Raw genomic sequence first — 22,638 nt, forward strand, 5'->3', positions numbered from 1 at the left:
CGGGGTGCCCGGGGGGGCCCGCCCGGACCGGGGCCCGCGGCGGGTCCCCCCGCCGGGCGTGATGGGGGGCCCCCGGGCCCCCTGGGGGGGGGCCGGGGCGGCACCGGTGGGGGTCAGCCGCTGTACGGCGCGAGCGTGATCCTGTCGATCACGGGGGCGTACTGCGCGCGCAGGAGCACCCCGGGGAAGGTCTCCGACGCGTACGTGGTGCCGTCGAAGTTCGGCAGCTCCTCGGCGGAGAAGCGCACCGTGTTCGAGCCCTTCTTCAACCGCACCGGGACGGTGAGCTCCCAGAAGTTGTTCTCGTGGAAGGTGTGGGGGAACAGGACGCGCTGCGCGGCGGCGCCGTTCACCGAGATGTCGGCGTGCCTGGCCAGCGGGTCCGGGTTGTAGTGCGTGGCGGGCGACTGCTCCGGGTTGGAGTAGCGCACCCGCATGGCGTACGTGCCGTCGGCGGCGGCCCGCACGTCGAAGGTGAGCGTGTTGGCGTTGCCGGGCGTGCCGCCGACCCCGGTGACCGCGCTCCCGCCGCCCGCCAGCGAGAGCGGCGACGCCTTCGCCGTCCCGGCGAGCCGGGCGGACTCCGCCTCGTACACGGTGGCCGGCAGCGCGCCGGCGGCGGGCCGCACCTCCAGCCGGTCGATGAGCGACGTGCCGGACCTGCCGGTGACCGTGACCTTGTTGACGCCGCCGGACAGCGACACCGCCGCGGTCGCGTCGCCGCGCCGGGCGCGGTCCAGCACCCGTACGCCGTTGACCGTCACCGCCGCCTGGCCGGAGCCGAGCAGCTTGAGGTCCAGCTCGGCCGGGGCGTCCTGGGCGGAGTACACCCAGAAGGCGGCCGACTCCTCGCGCCGGGCCGCGACGACCCCGGAGCCCGAGAGCGCGGCTCCGTACGCGGAGTAGGACGGGCGGGCGCCGCGCAGGTCGGCCAGCTCGGCCTCGTAGATCGAGGTCGCCGCCGCCGGGTTGGCCAGCGAGAGCCGGATCCGATCGACGATCGCGTCGCCCTTCGTGGCCTTGGCGCCGTCGAGGCTGCGCGCGGCCAGGGAGAGCACGTGCTTGCCCGCCGTGAGCTCCACGGTGGTGTCCGCGTGGTCCCACACCACCCACTTGTAGCCCAGCGGCAGGAACAGCTCCTGCTCCGCGCCCCCGTCCACGCGGACGAAGACGTTGGTCGGACCCTGCTCGCGCACCCGGTCGAAGGTGTTCAGCGAGTTGGCGAATACGCTGAGGTCGTAGCGGCCGGCCCGCGGGACCTCGACGGTGAAGTCGAGCACCCCGTCCGAGCCGGTACGCAGCCCGCCCACGTCGTAGCGGCCGGAGGTGTAGAACTTCGACACGTCCGACGGGGAGCCCTCGGGGCCGTTGCGGCTGTAGCCGCCGCCGGTGTACTTCGCGTCCTCGGCCTCGTACGACCCCTCCCACAGCTTGGGCGCGGGCGCCGTCGCGGTGCCCGAGCCGGCGGGGGTGAGGACGATCTCGTACGCCGACGACTCCTTGAGCCTCGGCAGGTCACCGGCCCCGAAGTCGAAGACCACGGTGCCGTCCTTGACGGCGATATCGCGTTCGGCGACGATCTCCGGCTGCGCCGAGTCGCCGACCTGGCCGGTCCACGGGATCTCCCGCACCCACGCGTGCACACGGCGGCCGAAGACCTTGTCGGGGACGTGCTCGAAGCGGATGTGCCCGGCGCTGTCGGCGCCGCCGAAGATGGCGCGGGCCTGCTTCTTGCCCGGATCGAGCGTGGCGACGCCCTGCAGGGTGTAGTTCTGCCCCGGGTACGGCGGCGTGACCCGTACGGTGTGGCCGCTCATGCTGCCGTAGGCGTTGAAGAGCCACCACTGGCCGTTGCCCCGGTTGGCCTGCACGGCGGAGTCGGACAGGTTGCCGTCGATGTTCCAGTACGCGATGTCGGCGTCGACCTTCGACTCCTCGATGGCCGACACCCACTGGATCATCTGGCCGGGCACCGAGGTGTGGTAATTGAAGGCGTACTCGTTGACGTTGATGGGCAGCCGCTTCCCGGCGTACTTCGTGCCGGCGAAGACCTCGGCCTCCATCTCGCGGTAACGCTTGACGCTGGCCCTGACCTGCTCGGGATGGCTGAGCTCGTGCCAGGTCATCACGTCGGGCACGGTGCCGGCCTCGACGACGTGCTCCAGGTAGCCCTTGACCTGGGAGTACAGCACGCTGGTGTTGGGCCCGGCGATCCGGGCGGCCGGCATCCTGCCCTTGATGAGCGCGTAGACGTCGTCCCACGCCTTGAAGTAGTCGCGCGGGTCGCTGAGCCAGCTGACCCGGTTGTAGCTCCACTCACCCGTGCCGAACATGTTGCCCTCGGGCTCGTTGAACGGCACGAAGACAATGTTGTCCTGATATTTCGGGTCGAGCTGGAGGACCTGGTCCACCTGCTTGGCGATCTTCTGCCGGTACAGGTCGAGCTTCTCCTGCGGCGTGCCGCCGGGCCACTGGTAGGGGAAGCCGCGGTGGATGTCGGTCATGTAGATGTACACGTCGCCGTCGGTGCTGTCGGCCAGCGGCTTGACGACCTCCAGGGCGTCGGCCCCGGGGTGCTGCGGGCCGTCCTGGGCCTTGGTCGAGACGGTGCGCAGGCGCATCCCCTCGATGAGGTTGTCGGTCGGCACCCCCGGCCCGTACAGGCCGTAAAGGGTGCCGGACGCGCCGCCGTGGAAGGGGCCGGTGTCCTCGGCGAGGTCGATGACGAGCTGGCCCTCGCGGATCACGGTGACCTCGGCCGTGACGGGCCTGCCGCCGGCCGTGCCGGTCACGGTGAAGGTCCCGGCGGCGGCGTAGTCCCCGGGATCTACGGGCGACCAGGCGATGGGCAGCTCGCGGTCGTAGCCGTCGGTGAAGGTGGCACGGACGGCGGCCGGCAGGGCCGGCGCGGTGCCGATGGTCGTCCGGACGGAGAACGCGCTCTGGGCGAGGCCCGTCGGCGTCGGCGGCCGGCCGCCGGTGACGGCGGCCACCTGCTCCGCCGACAGCGCGGCGGCGTAGACGCGGAAGTCGTCGATCGCGCCGTCGAAGAGCGGGTCCTGATAGAACGAGCGCCCGATGAACCCGGCCGAGGTCGTGGCGGCGTCGATCAGCTGCGCGGCGCTGATGGTGGTGGGGGCCGAGGCCACGGCCGCGCCGTCGAGGTAGGTGGTGACGCGCTTGGCGGCGGTGTCCAGCGTGACGGTCAGCGTCTTCCAGGCGCCGGCCGGCAGCGGGGCATAGCCCGTGACCTTGGCCTCGCCGCCGCCGCCCGAGGTGGTGACCGCCGTGCGCAGCACGCCGTCCCCGTTGTACGGCGTGCTGAACAGGTAGCGGTTGGTGTCCTTGCCGAGCGCGTAGATCCACTGCCAGGCGGCGGTGGTGCCGTCCCACTTGACCCGCGCCGACACCGTCAGGTCGGTCCTGTCCTTGATCGCGTCCAGCGGCAGCCGCACGTAGGCGCCGTCGGAGGAAGGCGCGCCGCCGGGCAGGCTCAGCGCGTGGCCACCGCCGGCGCCGTCGACCAGCGCGGCGGTGGAGCCGTTGACCAGCGTCCCGTTCAGGCCGTTGCCGGAGGAGTCGGCGATGGAGCCGGTGGCGAGGTCGTCGGAGTCGAACGTGTAGAGGAGCACGGGAGAGGGCGGATCCACGGTCCGCGCACCAGCGACGCCCGTGGTTAAGGCGGCGACGAGGGCGGCCGGGAGCAGCCCGGCCCACATGGCCTTGATGGTCATGACGAAGTCCCTGGGAGGTGTGAGCGTTAACAATCTCAGGGAGGATGATCGAGGAACGCAACTGAGGGTTTCGCGTAGGTTACGTAGCCGCGCCCCGCGCGTCAATGGGCGTTTCCGGCATGTCACGATTCGGTATCGCCGACCGTCCTCACTCTTGACTCCCGCTCACCGGCGGCGCGACAGTCGGGGCACATCGTTGAACCGGTTCGCTGATTCCGGCGGCCCGCAGGTGGAGCCCGTTCCCGGCCGTGACCGGCGGCGGGCCGATCGATCCTGCAGATCCCCAGGAAAAGGCGCCGACCGGTCGGCGATCCGAGGGTTTTCGCGACGCAACTGTCGAACCGGTTCAACGACCTACAGGAGGTGAGAGTGGCGACGATCGGAGACGTGGCCCGGGAGGCCGGGGTGAGCCGCAGCACCGCGTCCTACGCGCTGTCGGGCAAGCGGCCCATCTCGGAGGAGGTCCGCCGTCGCGTGCTGGCGGCCGCCGAGGCGCTCAACTACACGCCGAACGCGGGCGCCCGAGCGCTGGCCACATCCCAGACCAAGGTCCTCGGTCTGCTCGCCCAGTTCCACGAAGACGAGTTCGCGCCCGCGATGATGCAGTACATTCTGGGCGTCACGAACACCGCCCGCGACCTGGGTTACGACACGCTGCTGGTCACCGAGGCCGACGGCGTGCGGGCGCTGCGGCGCATCACCGACTCGCGCATGGTGGACGGCGTCGTCCTGATGAACATCGCGCAGTTCGACCCGAGGCTGCCCATCCTGCGGGCCGCGCCGCAGCCGGGCGCCCTGGTCGGCCTGCCTGGCGACTGCTCGGGGCTCGACGTGTTCGACCTCGACTTCGAGGAGGCCGGCCGGGCCATGGTGGAGCACCTCCACCGGCTCGGCCACCGCGAGCTCATCCTCATCTCGCAGCCCGAGCACGTCGTCGAGCGCGGCGGCGCGTACGTGTGGCGCCTGCGCGACGCCGCACTCGAACGGGCCCGCCAGCTCGGCGTCACCCTGCACGCCGTGTACGGCGAGTCCCGCCAGCCCGCGGTCGGACACCTGCTCAACGCCCTGCTCGACGCCTACCCGTCGGCGACCGGCCTGCTGCTCAACAACGAGGCCGCCACCGCGGCCCTCCCCTCCGTCGCCCACCAGCGGGGCCTGCGGGTGCCCGAGGACCTCTCGGTCATCGGGCGCTACTCCGCCGAGTTCGCCGCGACCTTCTCCCTGCCCTATTCGTTCATCGAGAGCGCGCCCGACCGGCTCGGCGCCATGGCCGTACGCCAGCTCGTGCGCCGCGTCGAATCGCCGGCGGCCCGCGACGAGCCGTTCGTGGTGCGCTTCATCTCTCCCGAACTGGTCTCGCGCGGAAGCACCGCGCCCCCCACCGCGCTGCCAACCGCACCCCCTGCCGCCCGCTAGTTCGCGGGCCCGATACACACCTTCCGGCCGCGCTCGAATGTGAGCGCTAACATTGGAGGCCTCGATGAACCGCACGTCGGTTTCCACGAAGGCGGCGGTCCTCGGAACCGCCGTTCTGGCCCTGTCCGTCGGCGCGTCCGCCTGCGCGTCCGCCCCGCAGACCGGTGGCACCACCACCAGCGCCTCCGCGGGCGGCGCCGGCGCGTACACCTGGTGGGACCCGTACCCGCAGCACGACCCGGCCTCGGCCTGGGCGAAGCGGGTGGACTCCTGCGGCAAGCAGGCGGGCGTCACCATCCAGCGCACCGCCTACGACACCACCGCGCTGACCAACCAGGCGCTGCTCGCCGGCCAGGAGGGCAACGCGCCGGATGTCATCCTCCTCGACAACCCCGCCGTCTCGACGCTCGCGGACGCCGGGATGCTCACCACGATGTCAGATTTCGGCCTGGACACAGCCCGGTTCGACAAGAACCTCATCGCCGCCGGCGAGCTGGACGGCAAGACGTACGGCATCCCCATCGGCGCGAACACCCTCGCCCTCTACTACAACAAGAAGATCCTCGACGCGGCCGGCGTCGACCCCGGCTCGATCAAGGACTGGGCCACGCTCAACGCGGCGCTGAAGAAGGTCAAGGCCGCGGGCAAGAAGCCGATCACGTTCGCGGCCATCGGCACGGAGGAGGGCTCGTTCCAGTTCCTGCCGTGGTTCTGGGGCTCCGGCGCGCAGCTGACCCAGCTCGACTCGCCCCAGGCCGTCGCGGCGCTCGACCTGTGGACCACGTGGGTCAAGGACGGCGCCGCCCCCAACTCCGTCATCAGCAACTCCCAGAACACCACCTGGGAGCAGTTCCTGACCGGGGAGTTCGCGTTCGCCGAGAACGGCACCTGGCAGATCGACAGCGCCAAGAAGGCGGGCTTCCCCACCGGCATCGTGCAGATCCCCGGCAAGGACGGGGGCTCCGCACCCACGCCCACGGGCGGGGAGTTCATCACGGTCCCGGTGCAGAAGGACACCAAGCGCTATGCCACCACCAAGAAGATCCTCGAATGCATGACGACGCCCGAGGGCCTGGTGGAGACCGGTACGACGTTCGCGTACTACATCCCCTCCACCGCCGAGGGCCAGCAGGCGATCCTCGCCAAGGAGCCGGGCCTCAAGCCGTGGGTCGACGCCGTGAAGTCGGCCAAGGGCCGCACCAGCGACAACCTCGGCACCAAGTACCCGAAGATCTCCGAGGCGCTGTGGACCGGGGTGCAGAAGGCGCTGAGCGGCTCGGCCACCCCCGCCGACGCGCTCAAGCAGGCGCAGGCCCAGGCGAAGCAGGCCACCGGCGGCTGATCCGATGACCTCTCTCAGCAGCGAGGCCGGCGAGGCGGTGACGGTGGGCAGGGCGGCGCACGCGGCTCCCCGGCGGGGGCGCTCGCGGCAGTGGACGGCCTACGCCTTCCTCGCGCCGCTCGTGATCTACCTGCTCGTCTTCTACGCCTATCCGCTCTACCGCAACATCGACCTCAGCGTGCACGACTACACGCCCCGGGCGTTCGTGCGGGGCGATCCGGAGTTCACCGGGCTGGACAACTACCGCGACATCCTGTCCGACGACACCTTCCTGCGGGCGCTGCGCAACACGGCCCTGTTCACGCTGGTGTCCATCGCGGCGCAGTACGCCCTCGGCCTGGGCCTCGCGGTCTTCTTCCACCGCAACTTCCGCCTGTCGGCGGTGCTGCGCGCGATGTTCCTGGTCCCGTGGCTGCTGCCGCTGATCGTCTCGGCCTCGACCTGGTCGTGGATGCTCAACAGCGACAACGGCATCGTGAACGCGGCGCTGGAGGCGTTCGGGATCGGCCAGATCAACTGGCTCACCTCTCCCGACACCTCGCTGCTGGCCGTCACGATCGCCAACATCTGGCTCGGCGTCCCGTTCAACCTGGTGATCCTGTACGCCGGGCTGCAGAACATCTCCGCCGACCTGTACGAGTCCGCCGGCCTGGACGGGGCCAACGGATGGCAGCGCTTCTGGCGCATCACCTTCCCGCTGCTGCGCCCGGTGTCGGCGATCACGCTGCTGCTCGGCCTGATCTACACGCTCAAGGTCGTCGACATCATCTGGATCATGACGAAGGGCGGGCCCGCGGACGCCTCGACGACGCTGGCCACCTGGTCGTACCGGGAGGCGTTCGGCACCGGCCAGCCCGACTTCTCGCCGGCGGCGGCCGTCGGCAACCTGCTCATCCTCATCGCCTTCGCCGCCGGGCTCCTGCACGTGCACCTGCAGCGCAAGGAGGAGCGCGCATGAAGAGCTGGAAGACCGCGGCAGGCGTCGTCCTCGTCGGGGTGATGCTGTTCCCGGTCTACTGGATGTTCAACGTCTCGCTGACCAAGACGGGCGACATGCGGGCCGACCCGCCCCACTGGTTCCCCTGGAACCCCACGTTCGAGGGGTACGCGGCGGCGTTCGCCCAGCAACTGCCGGCCCTGGCCACGAGCCTGTTCATCGGCCTCGGCACCGTCGCGCTCACGCTGCTCGTCGCCCTGCCCGCGGGCTACTCGCTGGCCAAGCTGCGCCCGCGCGGCGCGCGCGGGATCGACTTCCTGCTCCTCGTCGCGCAGATGATCCCCGCGGTTGTCATGGCCATGGGCTTCTACGCCATCTACATCAGGCTCGGGATGCTCAACACCGTCCCCGGCCTGATCGTCGCCGACTCGACGCTGGCCGTGCCGTTCGCGGTGCTGCTCTTCCGGGCGTTCATGGCGAGCATCCCCGGCGAGCTCATGGCCGCCGCGCAGATCGACGGGGCGAGCACCTGGCGGACGTTCCGGTCGATCATCCTGCCGCTGAGCCGCAACTCGGTGATCACGGTCTCGCTCTTCGCGTTCCTGTGGGCGTGGTCGGACTTCATCTTCGCCTCGACCCTCAACCGCAACAGCGACGTGATCCCGATCACGCTCGGCATCTTCCGCTACATCGGCAACAACACCACGCAGTGGAACTCGATCATGGCGACCGCCGTGATCGCGTCCGTCCCCGCGGCCTTCCTGCTGGTCCTCGCGCAGCGCTACATCGCCGCCGGGGTCACCGCGGGCGCCGTGAAGGACTGAACAGCAATCCGTCGAAAGGTTCACCACATGACCAGCCCCGTGCTGCCGTCCCAGGGCCGGGTACGCCCCCTCGGGCTCGCGCAGGTCTCCATCACCGGAGGGTTCTGGGGGAGCCGGCAGGCCGTGAACGCCGCGGCGACGCTCGCCCACTGCGAGTCGTGGATGGAGCGCCTCGGCTGGCTCGCCAACTTCGACCGGGTCGCCGACGGGACGACCGCGCCCGACCGCCCCGGCTGGTCGTTCTCCGACTCGGAGGTCTACAAGCTCCTGGAGGCCCTGTCCTGGGAGAGCGGCCGTACCGGTGACCCGGGGGCGGAGGCGGCGATCAAGCGGCTCACCGGGCGGATCGCCCGCGCGCAGGACCCGGACGGCTACCTCAACACCTGCTTCGGGCACGGCACGCAGCCGCCGCGCTACAGCGACCTGGAGATGGGCCACGAGCTCTACAACACCGGCCACCTCCTGCAGGCCGCGGTGGCCCGGCTGCGCACGCACGGCGAGGACGACCTCGTACGGGTCGCGCGCCGCGCCGCCGACCACGTGTGCCGCACGTTCGGCGCGGACGGCCGGCCCGGGATCTGCGGGCACCCGGAGATCGAGGTCGGCCTGGCCGAGCTCGGCCGGGCACTGGGGGAGGAGCGCTACGTCGAGCAGGCGCGGATCTTCCTCGACCGCCGCGGGCACGGCACGCTCAGGGACATCCCCCTGGGCCGCGCCTACTTCCAGGACGACATCCCGATCCGGGAGGCCGACGTGTGGCGCGGCCACGCGGTCCGCGCGCTCTACCTCACCGCCGCCGCCGTGGACGTCGCCGTCGAACGTGGTGACGACGAGCTGCTGCGGGCCGTGGAGCGGCAGTGGGAGCGCTCGGTCGCGCGCCGCACCTACATCACGGGCGGCATGGGCTCACGCCACCAGGACGAGGGCTTCGGCGAGGACTGGGAGCTGCCGCCGGACCGGGCGTACTGCGAGACGTGCGCCGGCGTCGCCTCGATCATGGTCTCCTGGCGCCTCCACCTCGCCACCGGCGACGTCCGCTACACCGACCTGATCGAGCGCACGCTCTACAACGTCATCGCGACCTCCCCGAGCCCCGACGGCACGGCGTTCTTCTACGCCAACCCCCTCCACCAGCGGGCCCCGGGCCGGGAGGCGGACCCGGACGAGGTGAGCCCGCGCGCCGAGGCCGGCGTCAGGGCCGCCTGGTTCGACGTGTCCTGCTGCCCCACCAACGTCGCCCGCACCCTGGCCGGCCTCCAGGGCTACCTCGCCACCACCGACGACGACGGCCTGCAGCTCCACCAGTACGCCCCCTCGACAGTCCGCGCCGAGCTGCCGGACGGGCGGGAGATCGCGGTGGAGGTCGAGACCGCCTACCCCGACAGCGGAACCGTCCGCGTCCGGATCCTCGCCGACGGGCTCTGGACGCTGGCGCTGCGGGTGCCCGCCTGGGCCGACGGGGCCACGCTCGTCGAGGACGGGCGGGCGCGGCCGGTCGAGCCCGGCATGGCCACGGTGCGGCGGGCGTTCCGGGCGGGCGAGGTGATCACGCTCGACCTGCCGATGGAGCCCCGCTTCACCTGGCCGGACCCCCGCATCGACGCCGTACGCGGCTGCGTCGCCGTCGAGCGCGGCCCCGAGGTCCTGTGCGCCGAGTCCCACAACCTCCCGCACCCCGGCGGGCTCGACGCCCTGACGATCGATCCCCGACGCGACCCCCGATCCGGCCCCCGGGCCGAGCCCGGCGAGGTGCTGGTCCGCGGCCGTCTGGCCGCACCCCCCGACCGGCCGTGGGCCTATTCCGGCGCCGCGGCCGCCTCCGCGGCGGACGTCGAGTGGTTCGACGTGCCGCTGCGGCCGTACCACTCGTGGGCCCGTCGCGGCCCGTCGAGCATGCGTGTCTGGTTGCCCATCGAAGGAGAGTGACACGATGTCCCGATTCCGAGTGCTCGCCTTAGCCCTGGTCACCACGGCCACTGCCCTGGTGACCGCCTCACCCCCGGCCGCGGCCGCCGGCGCGACGCTCACCGTCAACGTCGCGCAGCCGTTCCGGCCGGTCACCCACGTCGCCTCCGGCGGCCTGTACGGCCTGGCCGAGAACTCCCGGCCGGCCGACTCCACCCTCCTCCCGATCAAGGTCAACTCCCTGACCCAGCCCGCGCCCGGCGTCGGCCAGCGCCCCAACGGCCAGCCGCCCGGCGGCGACTCCCTGCTGGTGTCCCCGCAGGCCACCCGGGCCGGCGCGGGCGAGTTCATCCGGATGCCCGACATCTATCCCGACTTCCCCTACAGGTGGGTGAGCTGGGACGACTGGCTGGCCAAGGTCAACATCATGGTCAACGCCCGGCTGTCGGCCACCACGGTCACGAACGTCATCGGCTGGGAGCTCTGGAACGAGCCCGACTACACCTGGAACACCGCCGCGGCGGGCAACTTCAACGACACCTGGGTGCGTACGTACCGGGCGGTGCGCGCGCTCGACACGCTCACGCCGATCGTCGGCCCCAGCACCGCCACCTACAACCGCTCCTGGATGCAGTCGTTCCTCACCAACGCCAAGAACACCGGCACCCTGCCGGACATCATCTGCTGGCACGAGCTGCAGAACCCCACCAGGATCGCCTCCGACATCGCCGACTACCGCAATCTGGAGTCCTCGCTCGGCATCAGCCCGCGCCGCATCTCCATCAACGAGTACGCCGCCACCGGCGAGGTCGACGTGCCCGGCCGGATCGCCAGCTACGTCGCCAAGCTGGAGCGGGGCGGCGTGGAGTCCGCCCACCGGGCCTTCTGGTACGAGTACGGCACCCTGAACGGCCTGGTCGTCAACAACAGCCAGCCCACCGGCACCTGGTGGCTGTACAAGTGGTACGGCGACATGGCCGGGAACATGGTCACGACCACGACGACCACGACGGCCGGCCTGGACGGGTTCGCCTCCTACGACGGCACCCGCAAGATCGTCAACGTGGCGTTCGGCAACGAGGCCGGCACCAACACCGTCAACCTCACGGGCCTCGGCGCGCTCGGCTCCAGCGTCCGCGTCACGCTGACCTCCACCCCGTCCAGCGGCCGCTTCACCGCGGTCACCGCCCCCACCACGATCTCCACGACCACCCGGACGGTCAGCGGCGGCCAGCTCAGCGTGTCCGTGCCCAACATGGTGGCCACCAGCGCCTACCAGCTCGTCGTCGAGCCGGTCAGCGGGGTGCCCGCCTACCAGCAGCGGTACGAGGCCGAGAACGCCTCCGTCTTCCGCGCCCAGCGGCTCAGCGCCTCCAGCGCGTCGGGCGGCGGCTACGTGGGCCGGATCGACAACTCGGGCACGCCGCGTACCGACAGCTACGTCGACTTCGTGGTGAACGTGCCCACGGCGCGCTCGTACACGATGACCATCGGCTACGCCAACGGCACCGGCGCCACCGCGACCCAGGGCCTGGCCTACAACGGCGGCTCCTGGAGCACGGTCAGCTACCCGCCCACGGCGGCGTGGGGCGAGTTCGGCGCCACCGTCGGCACCACCGTCACCCTCCGGGCCGGGTACAACGTGATCCGCCTGGCCAAGGGCTCGCCGTTCTTCTCCGGCGGCACCGGCTACGCCGAACTCGACTACATCCAGCTCACCTGACCCGCGCGGCGGTCCGGCGCACCCCGCCGGACCGCCCGCACGTCAGGGCTTGCGACCCACGCCGCAGACCGCGTTGATCATCGCCGGCTGGGGCGGCGCTCCCGCCGGGGGCCGCCAGAGCGGTGTGGAGACCACGCCCGGGTCCACGAGTTCGAGCCCTGCGAAGTGGACGGCGAGGCGCTCGGGGCTGCGCAGCGTGTACGGGAAGGCGGCCCGCTCGTTGTAGGAGCTCACCGCCGCCACCAGCGAGGGGTTGACGTCGGCGCCGTCGGACAGCGCCAGGTGGCTGCCGGGCGGCAGCGCCTTGACGTAACGGCGGACGAGATCGGCGGCGAGGTCGTCGTCGGGGATCTGGCCGGCGATGCTGAGCATCATCAGGCCGATCGGCCGGGAGAAGTCCAGGGTCTCGGCCGCCGCCGCGAGGATGGTGCCGGGGTCGCGCACGTCGGCCTCGACGTAGGCGGTCCTGCCCTGCGGGGTCCCGGCGAGCAGGGCGCGGGCGTGCACGAGCACCAGGGGGTCGTTGTCGACGTAGACGACGCGGGACTCGGGCGCGAGGCGCTGCGCCACCTCGTGCGTGTTGTCGGCGGTGGGCAGGCCCGAGCCGATGTCGAGGAACTGCCGGATGCCCGCCTCGGTGACGAGGTAGGTCACCGCGCGCCGGAGGAACTCGCGCTGCAGCGTGGCCACCTGCGCGAAATCGGGGAAGACGCGCAGCAGGGTGTCCCCGGCCTCGCGGTCCACGTCGTAGTTGTCCTGCCCGCCGAGCAGGTAGTTCCAGACCCGGGCGGAATGCGGCTTCGTACGGTCGATCCTGGGGTCGGCGTCCATGGACGAAGCCTATAGGGATCTTCGCGAGCATGATCGACTGCTTGTGTCAGACTGCGATTATGGCCCACACCCATGACGCAGAAGACCCGGCGTGCACAGTGGCCCACAGCGAGGCCCCCAGCGAGGCCCTCGTCGAGCCGGCCGGGCGGACGCTGGTCGCCGTCTTCGCCTCCCCGGTGGCCGAGTGCCTGCTGAGGTTCGGCGCCGAGCTCGGCTTCCGCCCGATCCTCGTCGAGCCGGATCCTGAGCGCCGCCTCGAGGGATTCACGGCGGTGACCGGGCTCGGCGCCTGGCTCGACGCCACGGCCGACGTGGTGCTCACCGACCATCACCGCGAGGAGATCGGACCGGTCCTGCGCGACGTGCTCAAGTTCCCCGTCCGGTGGGTCGGCATCATGGGCAGCGCCCGCCACACCGCGCCGCACGTGCGGGCGCTGGCCGACCTCGGCGTGCCGCCCGAGGAGGTCGCCCGGGTGCACCGGCCCATCGGGCTCAACATCGGCTCGCGCACCCCGCCCGAGATCGCCGTCGCCACCCTGGCCGGCCTGATCGCCGACCGCAACGACCGCCCGGGCGGCTTCGCCTTCTGAGGAGTCAGCGCAGGTGGGCGGCCGTCCAGCAGTCCACCGCGCCCGGCTTGCCGCACCTCTTCAGGCCGTCGAGGACCTTGCTCAGGGCGGCCGTCCTGGCGTTGCCGGGGTCGTTGGACTCCTCGCGCGGATCGGTGACGGTGTTGTAGTACTCGGGCCGCGGATCGCCCTTGTACTCGACATAGAGCTCCCCGCCCGTGCGCACGGCGGAGTAGCTGGGCGGCCGGGAGTTGCCCTTCTTCATGGCGTCCGCGTCGGGGTCGGGCTGGCCGGGCGCGTGGGGGGCCGGCTTGACGTGCTCGATCAGCGCCGCGTCGCGCCAGCCGGTGACGTTCTGACCCTGGATGAGGGGCAGCAGGCTGCGGCCGTCGCGGCTGTCACGCGTCGCCGCGCCGACGCCGGCCATGTCGAGGAAGGTCGCGAACAGGTCCACGTTCTGGGCGATGGCGGGCGTCACGAGGTCGCCGCGCGGCCCCGAGGCCGGGCGCCTGACCAGGAGCGGCACCCGTACGTCGTGGTCGTAGGCCGTGGCCTTGCCGCGCACCAGGCGGTGCTGCCCGAGGTGGAAGCCGTTGTCGCTGGTGAACACGACGTACGTGTTCAGCTTCTCCTCCTCGGTCAGCGCGGACAGGACGCGCTGCACCATGTCGTCGATCGACTGCACCATGCGGATCCGGTTACGGAAGTCCTCGCGGAGCTTCTCGGTGATCTTCGGGCCGATGGGCTCCCGCCGTACCCAGGAGGGCTTGTCGGAGGTGTCCTCGTTGAACGACGGCAGGGTGGTCACGTCGATGGAGTCGCAGTCGGGGCCGCCGCAGTCGCCATGGGGGAACTCGCCGGCGGGGAAGCGGTCCTTCGGCCGGTCGCGCGGCGCGGGCGGGAAGCGTGGCTCCGTGTCGCCGCGCTTCACGTTGACCCTGTTGTGCGGCGAGAACGGCGAGACTTGGAGGAAGAACGGCTCGCCGGGGGTGTACCGGCGGGATCGCTCGATGAAGCCCACCGCCCGCTGCCCCAGCTCGTCGACCAGGTATTTGCCCCCGGAGGCGTCGATCGGCCGCCGGCCGCCCGCTTCCTCCTTGATGTAGCGGGTGAGCTTGTACCTGAACTCGTTGTAGCCGCCGCTCGCCGTCACGTGCCACTCGTCCCAGCCTGGCGGGACGTGGTAGCCGGGACCCGCGGGATACTCGTTGATGTACTTGCCGAGGTAGCCCGTGCGATATCCGGCCTGATGCAGGGAGACGGCGTACGTCCTGCCCTCGTGCTTGGCGAACGCCCCGTAGCCGCCGTGGTCGTAGCCCTGGTTGGTCCGCACGCCCGTGTTGTGCGGGAACTGGCCGGTGAACATGGTGGCGCGGGAGGGGCAGCAGAGCGAGTCGGCGACGTAGTAGCCGGTGAACGTGGTGCCGTCGTGGCTCAGGCTCTTGACCGTGTCCATGTACTGGAGCAGCTCGGCGGACATGTCGTCGACGAGGAAGAAGATGATGTTCGGCCGCTTGGGCGCGGCGACGGCCCCCGCTCTTGACGGGGACGCGAGGGTCAGGGTGAGGACGACGGCCAGCGCCACCGCCAAGCTTTTCCTGATATATCCGGGCATCGGGGAGAACAGCCTCTTTGGCAGGGGACAGGAGGTTGGGGGTGCGATGCACGTACATTCTGGACAAAGCACTCAAACAACTTCATACCACCCGCGAGAGTATGCTCCGGAGCCGGGCAATCCCGGCCGGCCCTCATGGACACGGCCGGGCGAAGGACCGGCGTCTAGTTCCAGATCCCCGGGACCGCGGCCGGGACCTTGTCCTCGAGCTGGTCACGGTCGAGCACGTCTCCCTGCAGGGGCAGGAGAACGGTGACCTCGCGACCCCAGTCCGCGTAGCGGGTGCTCGACTCGACCGTCATGGAGCTCTTGCCGTAGGGCAGGACGGCCTTGGCGGACAGCCGCTCGACCAGGCCGTCACCGCCGAACCAGAGGGTGTAGGTGATCTTGCCGTCGCGGCCGCTCCTGGAACGCGTACCGAAGCGCGACGCGAACGAGGGGGAGACCGCCGCGAGCTTGGTGGCCTTGATCGAGCCCTTCAGCACGCCGTCACGCCACGAGGTGCGGTGGGACAGGAGCGTCTTGAGCGTGTCGGGCTCCAGGGCGTTCAGCACCAGATTGCTCGGCGGCAGAGCGGCCCGGCTGTAGGCCACCCAGCTCGTGCCCTGGGGCAACGCGGAGTCGACGATCGGGCCGGAGACGTAGCTCACGTCCCGGGTGGAGATCATCCTGATGGGCCCCTGCTGCAGGGCCTCGACCTCCGCCGGCTTCGTCCTCTTCACGCTGCGAAGGAGGTCCTCGCTGTACTGCAGGGTCTGGGCCACATCGGACGCGGCCGCGCCGCGCCGGTCGAACCCGATCGTGCCCTCCAGCCCCGAGGTGACGACCAGGCTGCGCGTGTACGTCACCTTGGCCGTGGACTGCACGTTGACGGCTCTGCCGGCGGTTAACTCGGCCTTGAGCGCCTTGACCGGGTCGATCGTGGGTGCCGCTTGCGCGGGCGTGGCGGTGAGTTGCACCACGCCCGCGACCACGGTGGCACCGATGATGGCTCGCTTCATGGGTTTCCTTGGGAACGGTCCGAAAAGTCGCGAACAATCTGGTGCATCGAAGATCATCAGTCAAGTCGAACCATGACATCCGGTATTTCCCGGACACCCCGTTCCCTTGATCTCACGCCGAACGGGGACGAGCATGGTCAACGGCGGCCCGACGACAGGGAGAGACGTGCCGGCGTGAACGACCACAGCGAAGACACGCGCAAGATCCCGCGCCAGGCCGCACCCGGGGCCTGCCCGGTCCGGCGCGCCGACGACGGCACGTGGGAGGTCCGCGGCCACGAGCAGGCCCGCGCCGTGCTGCGCAGCTACGACACCGTCCAAGCCGGGCTGGGCATCGAGACCGTGGAGAAGCTGCCCGCCAGGATCCGGCGGCCGGTCCTCTACCGCGACGGGCCCGAGCACCGCGAGGACCGCCGCCAGACCGCGCGGTTCTTCACGCCCCGCAGGGTGGACGAGCGGTATCGCGACCTGATGGCGCGGGTCGCGGAGAGCCGGCTCGCCGAGCTGCGGGAGGCGGGGGAGGCGCACCTGTCGGAGCTGAGCTTCGGCGTGGCGATCGAGGTGGCGAGCGCGATCATCGGCCTCACCTCCAGCAGGCCCGGGATCCGCGCCAGACTGGAACGGTTCTTCCCCGAGAAGTTCGGCCGGCCCGGCCTGACCAGCCCGAGCGGGATCTACTGGCTGGTCAGGCAGAACGTGAGCTGGCTGAGCGTCTACCTGGCCGACGTGCGGCCGGCGATCCGCGCCCACCGCCGCGAGCCGCGCGACGACCTCATCTCGCACCTGATCTCCGAAGGGTGCACGGACGCCGAGATCCTCGGCGAGTGCCTGACCTTCGCCGCGGCCGGCATGGTGACCACGCGCGAGTTCATCTGCGTGGCGGCCTGGCACCTGTTCGCCGATGAGGCGCTGCTGGAGCGCTACCGCGCGGCGGACGAGCCCGGCCGCCTCGCCGTCCTGCACGAGATCCTGCGGCTCGAACCCGTGGTCGGGCGGCTGCGCCGGCGCACCACCGCCGCCCTCGACCTGGCCGGCGCCGACGGGCCGGTCACGGTGCCTCCGGGCGCGGTGATCGAGGTGTTCGTCGACGCGGCCAACACCGATCCCCGAGCCGTGGGCTCGCTGCCGCTGTCGGTCTGCCCCGGCCGCGCCATCGACGGGGGCACGAGCGCCGCGGCGCTGTCCTTCGGCGACGGGCCGCACCGGTGCCCGGGGGCGAACATCGCCATCCTGGAGACGGACGTCTTCCTCAGCCGCCTGTTCGCCATGGACGGCGTGCGGATGGCGTCGGCGCCGCGCGTGAGCTTCAACAACGACATCGGCGGCTACGAGATCCGCGGGCTGGTGGTCAGGGTGGGGGACCCGTAGGGGTCAGGAGGCGCCGCGTGCCGCGGTGACCACCACCGTGGTGTACTGCATCGTGAAGCCGCCCCCCGCCGCGTCGACGGCGGCGCCGACGCCCGCGAGCACCTCCTGCAGCGTGGCCGCCGGGAGCCGGGTGTGGACGCCGGTGGTGGGCACCAGGTCCAGCCACTCGTCGCGGGTGTAGGTCCGCTCCCAGCCGAAGCGCCACTCCTCCACGTCGCCGAACGCGCCCGCCTGCCGGATGCCGTCGGCGGCCTTGGCGCTCAGCGACACGTACGCGTCCGCGTCGGACATCATGCGCTGGTAGATCGGCGCGTCGGGCATGATCCTGCGGTAGACCGCGGCGATGGCCGCGCCGAGATCGGGCGGGGTCTGGAACGCGTTCCAGAACACCGCCAGCCGCCCGCCGGGACGCAGCACCTCCGCGGCCTTGGCCGCGCCGGCGACGGGGTTCACCCAGTGCCAGGCCTGTCCGGCGACGACCGCGTCGAAGTCCCGCCCGGCGGGCTCCCAGGTCTCGAACGTCGACACCTCGACCTCGAGCCCTTCGCGCCGCGCGAAGTCGGCCATCCGCTCGTCGGGATCGACCCCGAGCACCTTGCAGCCGGCCGCCTGGAACTGCCGGGCCTCGATGCCGGTGCCGCAGCCGACGTCGAGGACGTCGGGCCCGGGGCTGCCGGCGACGATCCGGGCCACCATGGCGTCGGGGTAGTGAGGCCGGGTCCGGTCGTAGCGCCCGGCGTCCACGCCGAACGATTCCGCCATTTCCCGAGCTTGATGCGGCTCGGGCTCGGGAAGAGAGCCTGCCGGCTGAGATATAGTGGGCATGCGCCCACTATGAATGGGCACGTGCCCACTCGTCAACCCCGCGTTGACGAAAAATGGAAGGCGGGATGCGCGGTGCCGACAGGGGTGGCCCTCCGCGACGTGCGTGAGCAGCTGTTCGACGCCGCCGACCGGATCCTGTTGCGGGACGGGCCGAGCGCGCTGACCAGCCGGGCGGTCACGACCGAGGCCGGCTGCGCCAAGGGCGTCCTGCACCGGCACTTCGAGGACTTCGACGCCTTCCTCGCCGAGTTCGTGCTCGATCGCGTCGACCGGATGGACGCCCAGACCGCCGAGCTGCGCGAGTCCGCCGGGACCGGCACCGTCGCCGGGAATCTCGCGGGCGCGCTGACGGCGCTGTTCGGGTCGGTCGCCGTGGCGATCGTCGCCCTCGTCACCTTCCGGGACGAGCTGCGCGCCCGGCTGCGCCGGACCTGGCCGGCCGGTGTCCCGGTTCTGACGGAGGCCTGCATCATGATCGCCTCCTACCTCGGCGCCGAGCGGGATCTGGGGCGCATCGCGGCGGACGCCGACGTCGACACGCTCGCCCCGACCCTGATCGGGGCCGGGCACCTGCTGTTCGCCGACCGGACGGGCGCCCCGCCGGAGCCCGCCGCCGTCCGCAAGATGGTGGCCACGGTCATCGCCGGCGTCGAGCGCTAGCAAGACGGACCGTATCGTCTCGTCTTGCTGCTATGCTGACCCGCATGTCTAAGAGCCCCGACCCCGCCCGCCGCAGCGAGCGCTCGCGGCAGGCCGTCCTCGAAGCGGCCCGCGAGCTGGTCTCCGAAATGGGATACGCCAAGATCTCGATCGAGGCCATCGCCGCCCGCGCGGGCGTGGGCAAGCAGACGATCTACCGCTGGTGGCGTTCCAAGGGGGCCGTGATCTTCGACGCCTTCCTCGCCCTCAGCCAGGTCGGCGACAGCATCGCGCTGCCCGACACGGGCGACATCGAGGCCGATCTCAAGCTGGTGATGCGGGCGACGGTGGCCGAGTTCGCCGACCCGGGGTTCGAGGCGCCGATCAGGGCGCTCAACATGGAGATCATCAACGATCCCGACCTCGCCGCCCAGTACCGCGAGAAGCTGGCGGGCCCGGTCGACGAGGCCAAGAAGGCCCGGCTGCGCAGCGCACAGCGCGCCGGCCAGATCGCCGAGGACGCCGACCTCGACCTGGCCCTGGAGCTCCTGTACGCCCCCCTCTTCCAGCGCTGGCTGCACCGCTCGGGCCCGCTCACCCCCGAGTACGCCGACGCCCTCGTCGAGCTCACCCTCAAGGCCCTGCGTCCCGCCTGACCGCGGACGCCGTCACCGGGGGCCGCGGTGTCGATGAGTAACTGTACCTTCTGGATGGTACAGTTACGGTCATGCGACCGAGCCAGAGGACCCGGATCCTGGACGCCGCCATCCGCGTGACGGAGCGCGACGGCATCACCGCCCTGACGCTGGAGTCGGCGGCCGAGGAGGCCGGCGTGACCAAGGGCGGGCTCATGTACCACTTCCGCACGCGCGACGAGCTGCTGGTGGCGATCCAGCGGCATCTGACCGACGCGTGGGAGGCGCAGCTCGTCGCCGAGCTGGGCAAGCCGCTGGCGGAGGCCTCGCCGCAGGAGGCCGTCGAGGCCTACGTACGGGTGGGCGCGCACGGCTCGGCGAGCAAGGCGGACCTGGCGTTCATGGTCGAGTCGGTCACCACGCCGGCGCTGGCGGAGGCGTGGGACGACCTCATCGGCCGCTGGGCCCCGCCGCCCACCTCGACCGACCCGCGCGACATCGACCTGCTCCTGGCCCAGCTGGCCGTCGACGGGCTGTGGCTGTGGCGGGCCACGAGCATGATCCCCCTGTCCGAGCCGGTCAGGAAGGCACTCCACGACCGCCTGCTCAAGCTGGTGGCGGCGGAGGACGCCGACGCCGGCTGAAGCGGGAGCCCGAGCAGGCGTCCTCCACCCCCCCCATACGTGCCCAGCCACCCCGACGACCGGGATCGCCCAGGTCGCCGGGGTCAGCCGTGTGACCCTGCGCCACCACCCCTTTTTCCTTGGAGGACCCCCATGACGAACACGGTGACCGAGCTGAACCCCAGACGCTGGGCGGCGCTGGCCGTCCTGTCGGCCAGCCTGTTGCTGATCACGATGGACATGACCATCCTCAACGTGGCACTGCCGCAGATCTCGGCCGACCTGCGGCCGGGCGCGGTCGAACTGCTGTGGATGATCGACGTCTACTCCCTGGTCGTGGCGGGCCTGCTGGTGGCCGTCAGCGCGCTGGGCGACCGCTGGGGGCGCAAGCGCATGCTCGTCTCCGGCTTCGTCCTCTTCGGCCTGGCCTCCGTCGCCGTGCTGTGGGCCGACAGCCCGGCCGAGGTGATCGCCGTACGGGCGTTGCTCGGCGTCGGCGGTGCGATGATCATGCCGTCGACCCTGTCGATGATCCGCAACCTGTTCACCGACGCCCGCGAGCGGGCCACCGCGCTGGGCGTGTGGGCCGCGATGGCGGCGGTGGGCGGCGCGCTCGGCCCGATCGTGGGCGGGCTGCTGCTGGAGGCCTTCAGCTGGCACGCCGCGTTCCTGGTGAACGTACCGGTCATGGCCGTCGCCGTCGTCACCGGGCTGCTCCTGCTGCCCGAGTCGCGCAACCCCGACCCCGGCCGATGGGACGCCCTGGGCACGGTGCTGTCGATGGTCGGCATGATCGCCTTGGTCTACGCCATCAAGCACGTGGCCACCGAGGGCCTGGACGCCTGGACCGCGCTCACGGCCGTCCTGGCCGCGGTCACGCTGACCTGGTTCGTCCGGCGGTGCCTGGGCCGCCCCGACCCCCTCCTGGAGATCCGGCTGTTCCGCGGCGGCGCCTTCGCCTCCGGCACCCTGGCCGCCTTCACCACCTCGATCGCCATGGCGGGCATGATGCTGCTCATGGTCCAGTGGGCGCAGCTCGTCCAGGGCTACTCGCCGTTGCAGACGGGCCTGGCCATGCTGCCCATGGCGGTCGGCTCCGCGGTCCTCTCGCCGCTGGCGCCGGCCCTGGCCACCCGGATCGGCGCCCGTACGGTGCTGGCCGGCGGGCTGGTGATCGGCGGGCTCGGCTTCGTGGTGCTCTGGGTCGCCCCGACGACCTACCTCTGGGTGGCCGTGTCGATCCTGCTGATCGGGGCGGGCATGGGCTCGCTGGCCATCGCCTCCGCCGTGATCATGGCGGGCGCCCCGGCGGAGAAGGCGGGCAGCGCGGCCGCCATCGAGGAGACCTCGTACGAGATCGGCGGCACCTTCGGCGTCGCGGTGCTGGGCAGCCTGGCCGCCGCCCTCTACCGGGCCGAGTTGCCCGAGAACGCCACCGACGCGGTGCGCGAGTCGCTCGGCGGCGCGCTGGCGGCCGCCCGCGCGATCGGCTCCTCCGACCTGGCCGCGCAGGCCACGCTCGCCTTCACCGAATCGCTGCGGACGACCAGCCTGTACGGCGCCGTCCTCATGCTGCTGGCGGCCGTGGCCGTCTGGTGGCGCACCCCCGCCCGGCTGGACCTGGCCACGGCCCAGCACTGAGCGTCCCCCGACCCGCGAGGACCTTCGGGCGGCGCAGCACCGAGCGCCGCCCGGAGGGCCCAGGCGGCGCCGCTACCCGCGGGGTCCTTCGGGCGGCGCGGCGGGCAGGACGACGGACAGGGCATGGCGCAGGATGGCCGCGAACGACTCGGTGTTGCCGGGCTCCAGCCAGCGCCGCCCCGCCACCCGGATGGCCCCGGCCACCGCCGCGGCCACGACGGCGGGGAACAGGTCGCGCCCGGGATCGACGCCGGTGCGCGCCGCGATCGCCTCGGCGAGCGGCCCCTCCGCCATGGTGAACGTCTTCAGCGCCTCCCCCTCCAGCGCCGGCGTCGACATGATCATGCGCAGCCCGGCCCGGTCGGGCTCGGGGTCGGTGTAGAGCTCGACCACGGCCGCGATGACGGCCTGGTCGAGCGACTCGCCGGCGGGCCGGGCCCGCAGCGCCTGCCCCGCGCGCCTGGCCTGGTCGGCGTGGAAGGCGCAGATCGCCTCCTCCCTGCTGGAGAAGTAGTTGTTGTACGTGCGGGGGGAGACGCCCGCGGCCGTGGCGATGTCATGGACGCGGACGAGGGCCAGCCCGTGGGGCCCCTGCTCGATGGCCAGGCGCAGGGCGGCATGGCTGATCGCCTCCCGGGTGGCCTGCTTGTTGCGGGCCCGGAGGTCCACGGCGTCGTCGTTCATGGGAGGACTCTATCCGATATTGCGGGACGCGCACTATGTGCGTGGCGCGCAAGTTGTGGGTAAAGTGCGGAGGGACGCCTGGCACTCACCCCTGGAGAGTGCCAGCCGCCGGGACGGCGAGGTCCGCGGGCAGGTCATGACGCCTGCCCGCGGGCCGTCCGTCGCGGGCGCCGTCCCGGCGAACCCCCATCGTGAGCAGGAGAGAACATGGCTTCGAAAATGATTGCGTTCGACGAGGACGCCCGGCGCGGTCTCGAGCGCGGTATGAACCAGCTCGCCGACGCCGTCAAGGTGACCTTGGGTCCCAAGGGCCGCAACGTCGTGCT

18 protein-coding genes are annotated in these 22,638 nt (G+C 71.5%); 12 read left to right on the top strand and 6 right to left on the bottom strand.

What is annotated here, in order from left to right; all coding sequences use genetic code 11:
• Positions 1 to 113: 113 nt before the first annotated feature.
• Complete coding sequence (locus ACWDRB_RS66235) at positions 114 to 3,734, bottom strand: LamG-like jellyroll fold domain-containing protein (RefSeq protein ID WP_449912432.1); 3,621 nt, start codon at positions 3,732 to 3,734, stop codon at positions 114 to 116.
• Positions 3,735 to 4,103: 369 nt separating this feature from the next.
• Here ACWDRB_RS66235 and ACWDRB_RS66240 point away from each other — a divergent pair, with 369 nt between their 5' ends.
• The 6 genes from ACWDRB_RS66240 to ACWDRB_RS66265 all read left to right on the top strand — a co-directional run bounded on the left by ACWDRB_RS66240 (position 4,104) and on the right by ACWDRB_RS66265 (position 11,881).
• Positions 4,104 to 5,150 (top strand): LacI family DNA-binding transcriptional regulator, encoded by a 1,047-nt coding sequence (locus tag ACWDRB_RS66240; protein WP_449912433.1) that lies wholly within the window; start codon positions 4,104 to 4,106, stop codon positions 5,148 to 5,150.
• A gap of 64 nt (positions 5,151 to 5,214) precedes the next feature.
• Positions 5,215 to 6,492, top strand: coding sequence for a sugar ABC transporter substrate-binding protein (locus tag ACWDRB_RS66245; protein ID WP_449912434.1), 1,278 nt, complete (start codon positions 5,215 to 5,217; stop codon positions 6,490 to 6,492).
• 4 nt (positions 6,493 to 6,496) lie between these two features.
• Positions 6,497 to 7,450 (top strand): carbohydrate ABC transporter permease, encoded by a 954-nt coding sequence (locus ACWDRB_RS66250; RefSeq protein ID WP_449912435.1) that lies wholly within the window; start codon positions 6,497 to 6,499, stop codon positions 7,448 to 7,450.
• Positions 7,447 to 8,253 (top strand): carbohydrate ABC transporter permease, encoded by an 807-nt coding sequence (locus ACWDRB_RS66255; RefSeq protein WP_449912436.1) that lies wholly within the window; start codon positions 7,447 to 7,449, stop codon positions 8,251 to 8,253. Before ACWDRB_RS66250 ends, ACWDRB_RS66255 begins: the two co-directional genes overlap by 4 nt.
• 27 nt (positions 8,254 to 8,280) lie before the next feature.
• The gene (locus tag ACWDRB_RS66260; RefSeq protein ID WP_449912438.1) at positions 8,281 to 10,179 is read left to right on the top strand and encodes a glycoside hydrolase family 127 protein; all 1,899 of its coding nucleotides are present in this window, start codon (positions 8,281 to 8,283) and stop codon (positions 10,177 to 10,179) included.
• A gap of 4 nt (positions 10,180 to 10,183) precedes the next feature.
• The gene (locus ACWDRB_RS66265; RefSeq protein ID WP_449912439.1) at positions 10,184 to 11,881 is read left to right on the top strand and encodes a CBM35 domain-containing protein; all 1,698 of its coding nucleotides are present in this window, start codon (positions 10,184 to 10,186) and stop codon (positions 11,879 to 11,881) included.
• Between the two features lie 42 nt (positions 11,882 to 11,923).
• Here ACWDRB_RS66265 and ACWDRB_RS66270 read toward each other — a convergent pair whose 3' ends face one another.
• On the bottom strand, positions 11,924 to 12,712 hold the full coding sequence (locus tag ACWDRB_RS66270) for an SAM-dependent methyltransferase (RefSeq protein ID WP_449912440.1): 789 nt from the start codon (positions 12,710 to 12,712) through the stop codon (positions 11,924 to 11,926).
• Positions 12,713 to 12,771: 59 nt separating this feature from the next.
• Here ACWDRB_RS66270 and ACWDRB_RS66275 point away from each other — a divergent pair, with 59 nt between their 5' ends.
• Positions 12,772 to 13,302 carry an XdhC family protein gene (locus tag ACWDRB_RS66275; protein WP_449912442.1) on the top strand — a complete coding sequence of 177 codons (531 nt, stop codon included), beginning with the start codon at positions 12,772 to 12,774 and terminating at the stop codon, positions 13,300 to 13,302.
• A 4-nt stretch (positions 13,303 to 13,306) separates the two neighbouring features.
• On the opposite strand, the gene ACWDRB_RS66280 is transcribed toward ACWDRB_RS66275, so the two are convergent.
• Both ACWDRB_RS66280 and ACWDRB_RS66285 read right to left on the bottom strand, forming a co-directional pair.
• Positions 13,307 to 14,866, bottom strand: coding sequence for a sulfatase family protein (locus ACWDRB_RS66280; protein WP_449912455.1), 1,560 nt, complete (start codon positions 14,864 to 14,866; stop codon positions 13,307 to 13,309).
• A gap of 194 nt (positions 14,867 to 15,060) precedes the next feature.
• Positions 15,061 to 15,897: a hypothetical protein gene (locus ACWDRB_RS66285; protein ID WP_449912443.1), complete on the bottom strand. Its 837-nt coding sequence runs from the start codon at positions 15,895 to 15,897 to the stop codon at positions 15,061 to 15,063.
• A gap of 174 nt (positions 15,898 to 16,071) precedes the next feature.
• Here ACWDRB_RS66285 and ACWDRB_RS66290 point away from each other — a divergent pair, with 174 nt between their 5' ends.
• Entirely contained in the window at positions 16,072 to 17,265 is a 1,194-nt protein-coding gene (locus ACWDRB_RS66290; RefSeq protein WP_449912445.1) for a cytochrome P450, read from the top strand.
• Between the two features lie 3 nt (positions 17,266 to 17,268).
• Here the strand turns inward: ACWDRB_RS66290 and ACWDRB_RS66295 are convergent, their stop codons facing one another.
• The gene (locus ACWDRB_RS66295; RefSeq protein WP_449912446.1) at positions 17,269 to 18,027 is read right to left on the bottom strand and encodes a class I SAM-dependent methyltransferase; all 759 of its coding nucleotides are present in this window, start codon (positions 18,025 to 18,027) and stop codon (positions 17,269 to 17,271) included.
• A 135-nt stretch (positions 18,028 to 18,162) separates the two neighbouring features.
• Between ACWDRB_RS66295 and ACWDRB_RS66300 the strand changes: the two genes are divergently transcribed.
• The 4 genes from ACWDRB_RS66300 (at position 18,163) to ACWDRB_RS66315 (ending at position 21,628) form a co-directional block, all read left to right on the top strand.
• Positions 18,163 to 18,750, top strand: a complete 588-nt coding sequence (locus ACWDRB_RS66300; RefSeq protein WP_449912448.1) for a TetR/AcrR family transcriptional regulator — start codon at positions 18,163 to 18,165, stop codon at positions 18,748 to 18,750.
• 44 nt (positions 18,751 to 18,794) lie between these two features.
• Positions 18,795 to 19,385 carry a TetR/AcrR family transcriptional regulator gene (locus ACWDRB_RS66305; protein WP_449912450.1) on the top strand — a complete coding sequence of 197 codons (591 nt, stop codon included), beginning with the start codon at positions 18,795 to 18,797 and terminating at the stop codon, positions 19,383 to 19,385.
• Between the two features lie 71 nt (positions 19,386 to 19,456).
• Positions 19,457 to 20,008: a TetR/AcrR family transcriptional regulator gene (locus ACWDRB_RS66310; RefSeq protein ID WP_350741023.1), complete on the top strand. Its 552-nt coding sequence runs from the start codon at positions 19,457 to 19,459 to the stop codon at positions 20,006 to 20,008.
• 132 nt (positions 20,009 to 20,140) lie between these two features.
• A complete protein-coding gene (locus tag ACWDRB_RS66315; protein ID WP_449912452.1) occupies positions 20,141 to 21,628 on the top strand; it encodes an MFS transporter in 1,488 nt (495 codons plus the stop codon).
• Positions 21,629 to 21,700: 72 nt separating this feature from the next.
• Here the strand turns inward: ACWDRB_RS66315 and ACWDRB_RS66320 are convergent, their stop codons facing one another.
• Positions 21,701 to 22,312, bottom strand: coding sequence for a TetR/AcrR family transcriptional regulator (locus ACWDRB_RS66320; RefSeq protein ID WP_449912454.1), 612 nt, complete (start codon positions 22,310 to 22,312; stop codon positions 21,701 to 21,703).
• Positions 22,313 to 22,638 lie beyond the last annotated feature (326 nt).

This window comes from Nonomuraea sp. NPDC003707 (assembly GCF_053587055.1).

Coding starts and splice junctions, on each gene's coding strand:
- ACWDRB_RS66235 (WP_449912432.1), bottom strand. CDS start 3,734: ATGACCATCAAGGCCATGTGGGCCGGGCTGCTCCCGGCCGCCCTCGTC.
- ACWDRB_RS66245 (WP_449912434.1), top strand. CDS start 5,215: ATGAACCGCACGTCGGTTTCCACGAAGGCGGCGGTCCTCGGAACCGCC.
- ACWDRB_RS66250 (WP_449912435.1), top strand. CDS start 6,497: ATGACCTCTCTCAGCAGCGAGGCCGGCGAGGCGGTGACGGTGGGCAGG.
- ACWDRB_RS66255 (WP_449912436.1), top strand. CDS start 7,447: ATGAAGAGCTGGAAGACCGCGGCAGGCGTCGTCCTCGTCGGGGTGATG.
- ACWDRB_RS66260 (WP_449912438.1), top strand. CDS start 8,281: ATGACCAGCCCCGTGCTGCCGTCCCAGGGCCGGGTACGCCCCCTCGGG.
- ACWDRB_RS66265 (WP_449912439.1), top strand. CDS start 10,184: ATGTCCCGATTCCGAGTGCTCGCCTTAGCCCTGGTCACCACGGCCACT.
- ACWDRB_RS66270 (WP_449912440.1), bottom strand. CDS start 12,712: ATGGACGCCGACCCCAGGATCGACCGTACGAAGCCGCATTCCGCCCGG.
- ACWDRB_RS66275 (WP_449912442.1), top strand. CDS start 12,772: ATGGCCCACACCCATGACGCAGAAGACCCGGCGTGCACAGTGGCCCAC.
- ACWDRB_RS66285 (WP_449912443.1), bottom strand. CDS start 15,897: ATGAAGCGAGCCATCATCGGTGCCACCGTGGTCGCGGGCGTGGTGCAA.
- ACWDRB_RS66295 (WP_449912446.1), bottom strand. CDS start 18,027: ATGGCGGAATCGTTCGGCGTGGACGCCGGGCGCTACGACCGGACCCGG.
- ACWDRB_RS66305 (WP_449912450.1), top strand. CDS start 18,795: ATGTCTAAGAGCCCCGACCCCGCCCGCCGCAGCGAGCGCTCGCGGCAG.
- ACWDRB_RS66310 (WP_350741023.1), top strand. CDS start 19,457: ATGCGACCGAGCCAGAGGACCCGGATCCTGGACGCCGCCATCCGCGTG.
- ACWDRB_RS66315 (WP_449912452.1), top strand. CDS start 20,141: ATGACGAACACGGTGACCGAGCTGAACCCCAGACGCTGGGCGGCGCTG.
- ACWDRB_RS66320 (WP_449912454.1), bottom strand. CDS start 22,312: ATGAACGACGACGCCGTGGACCTCCGGGCCCGCAACAAGCAGGCCACC.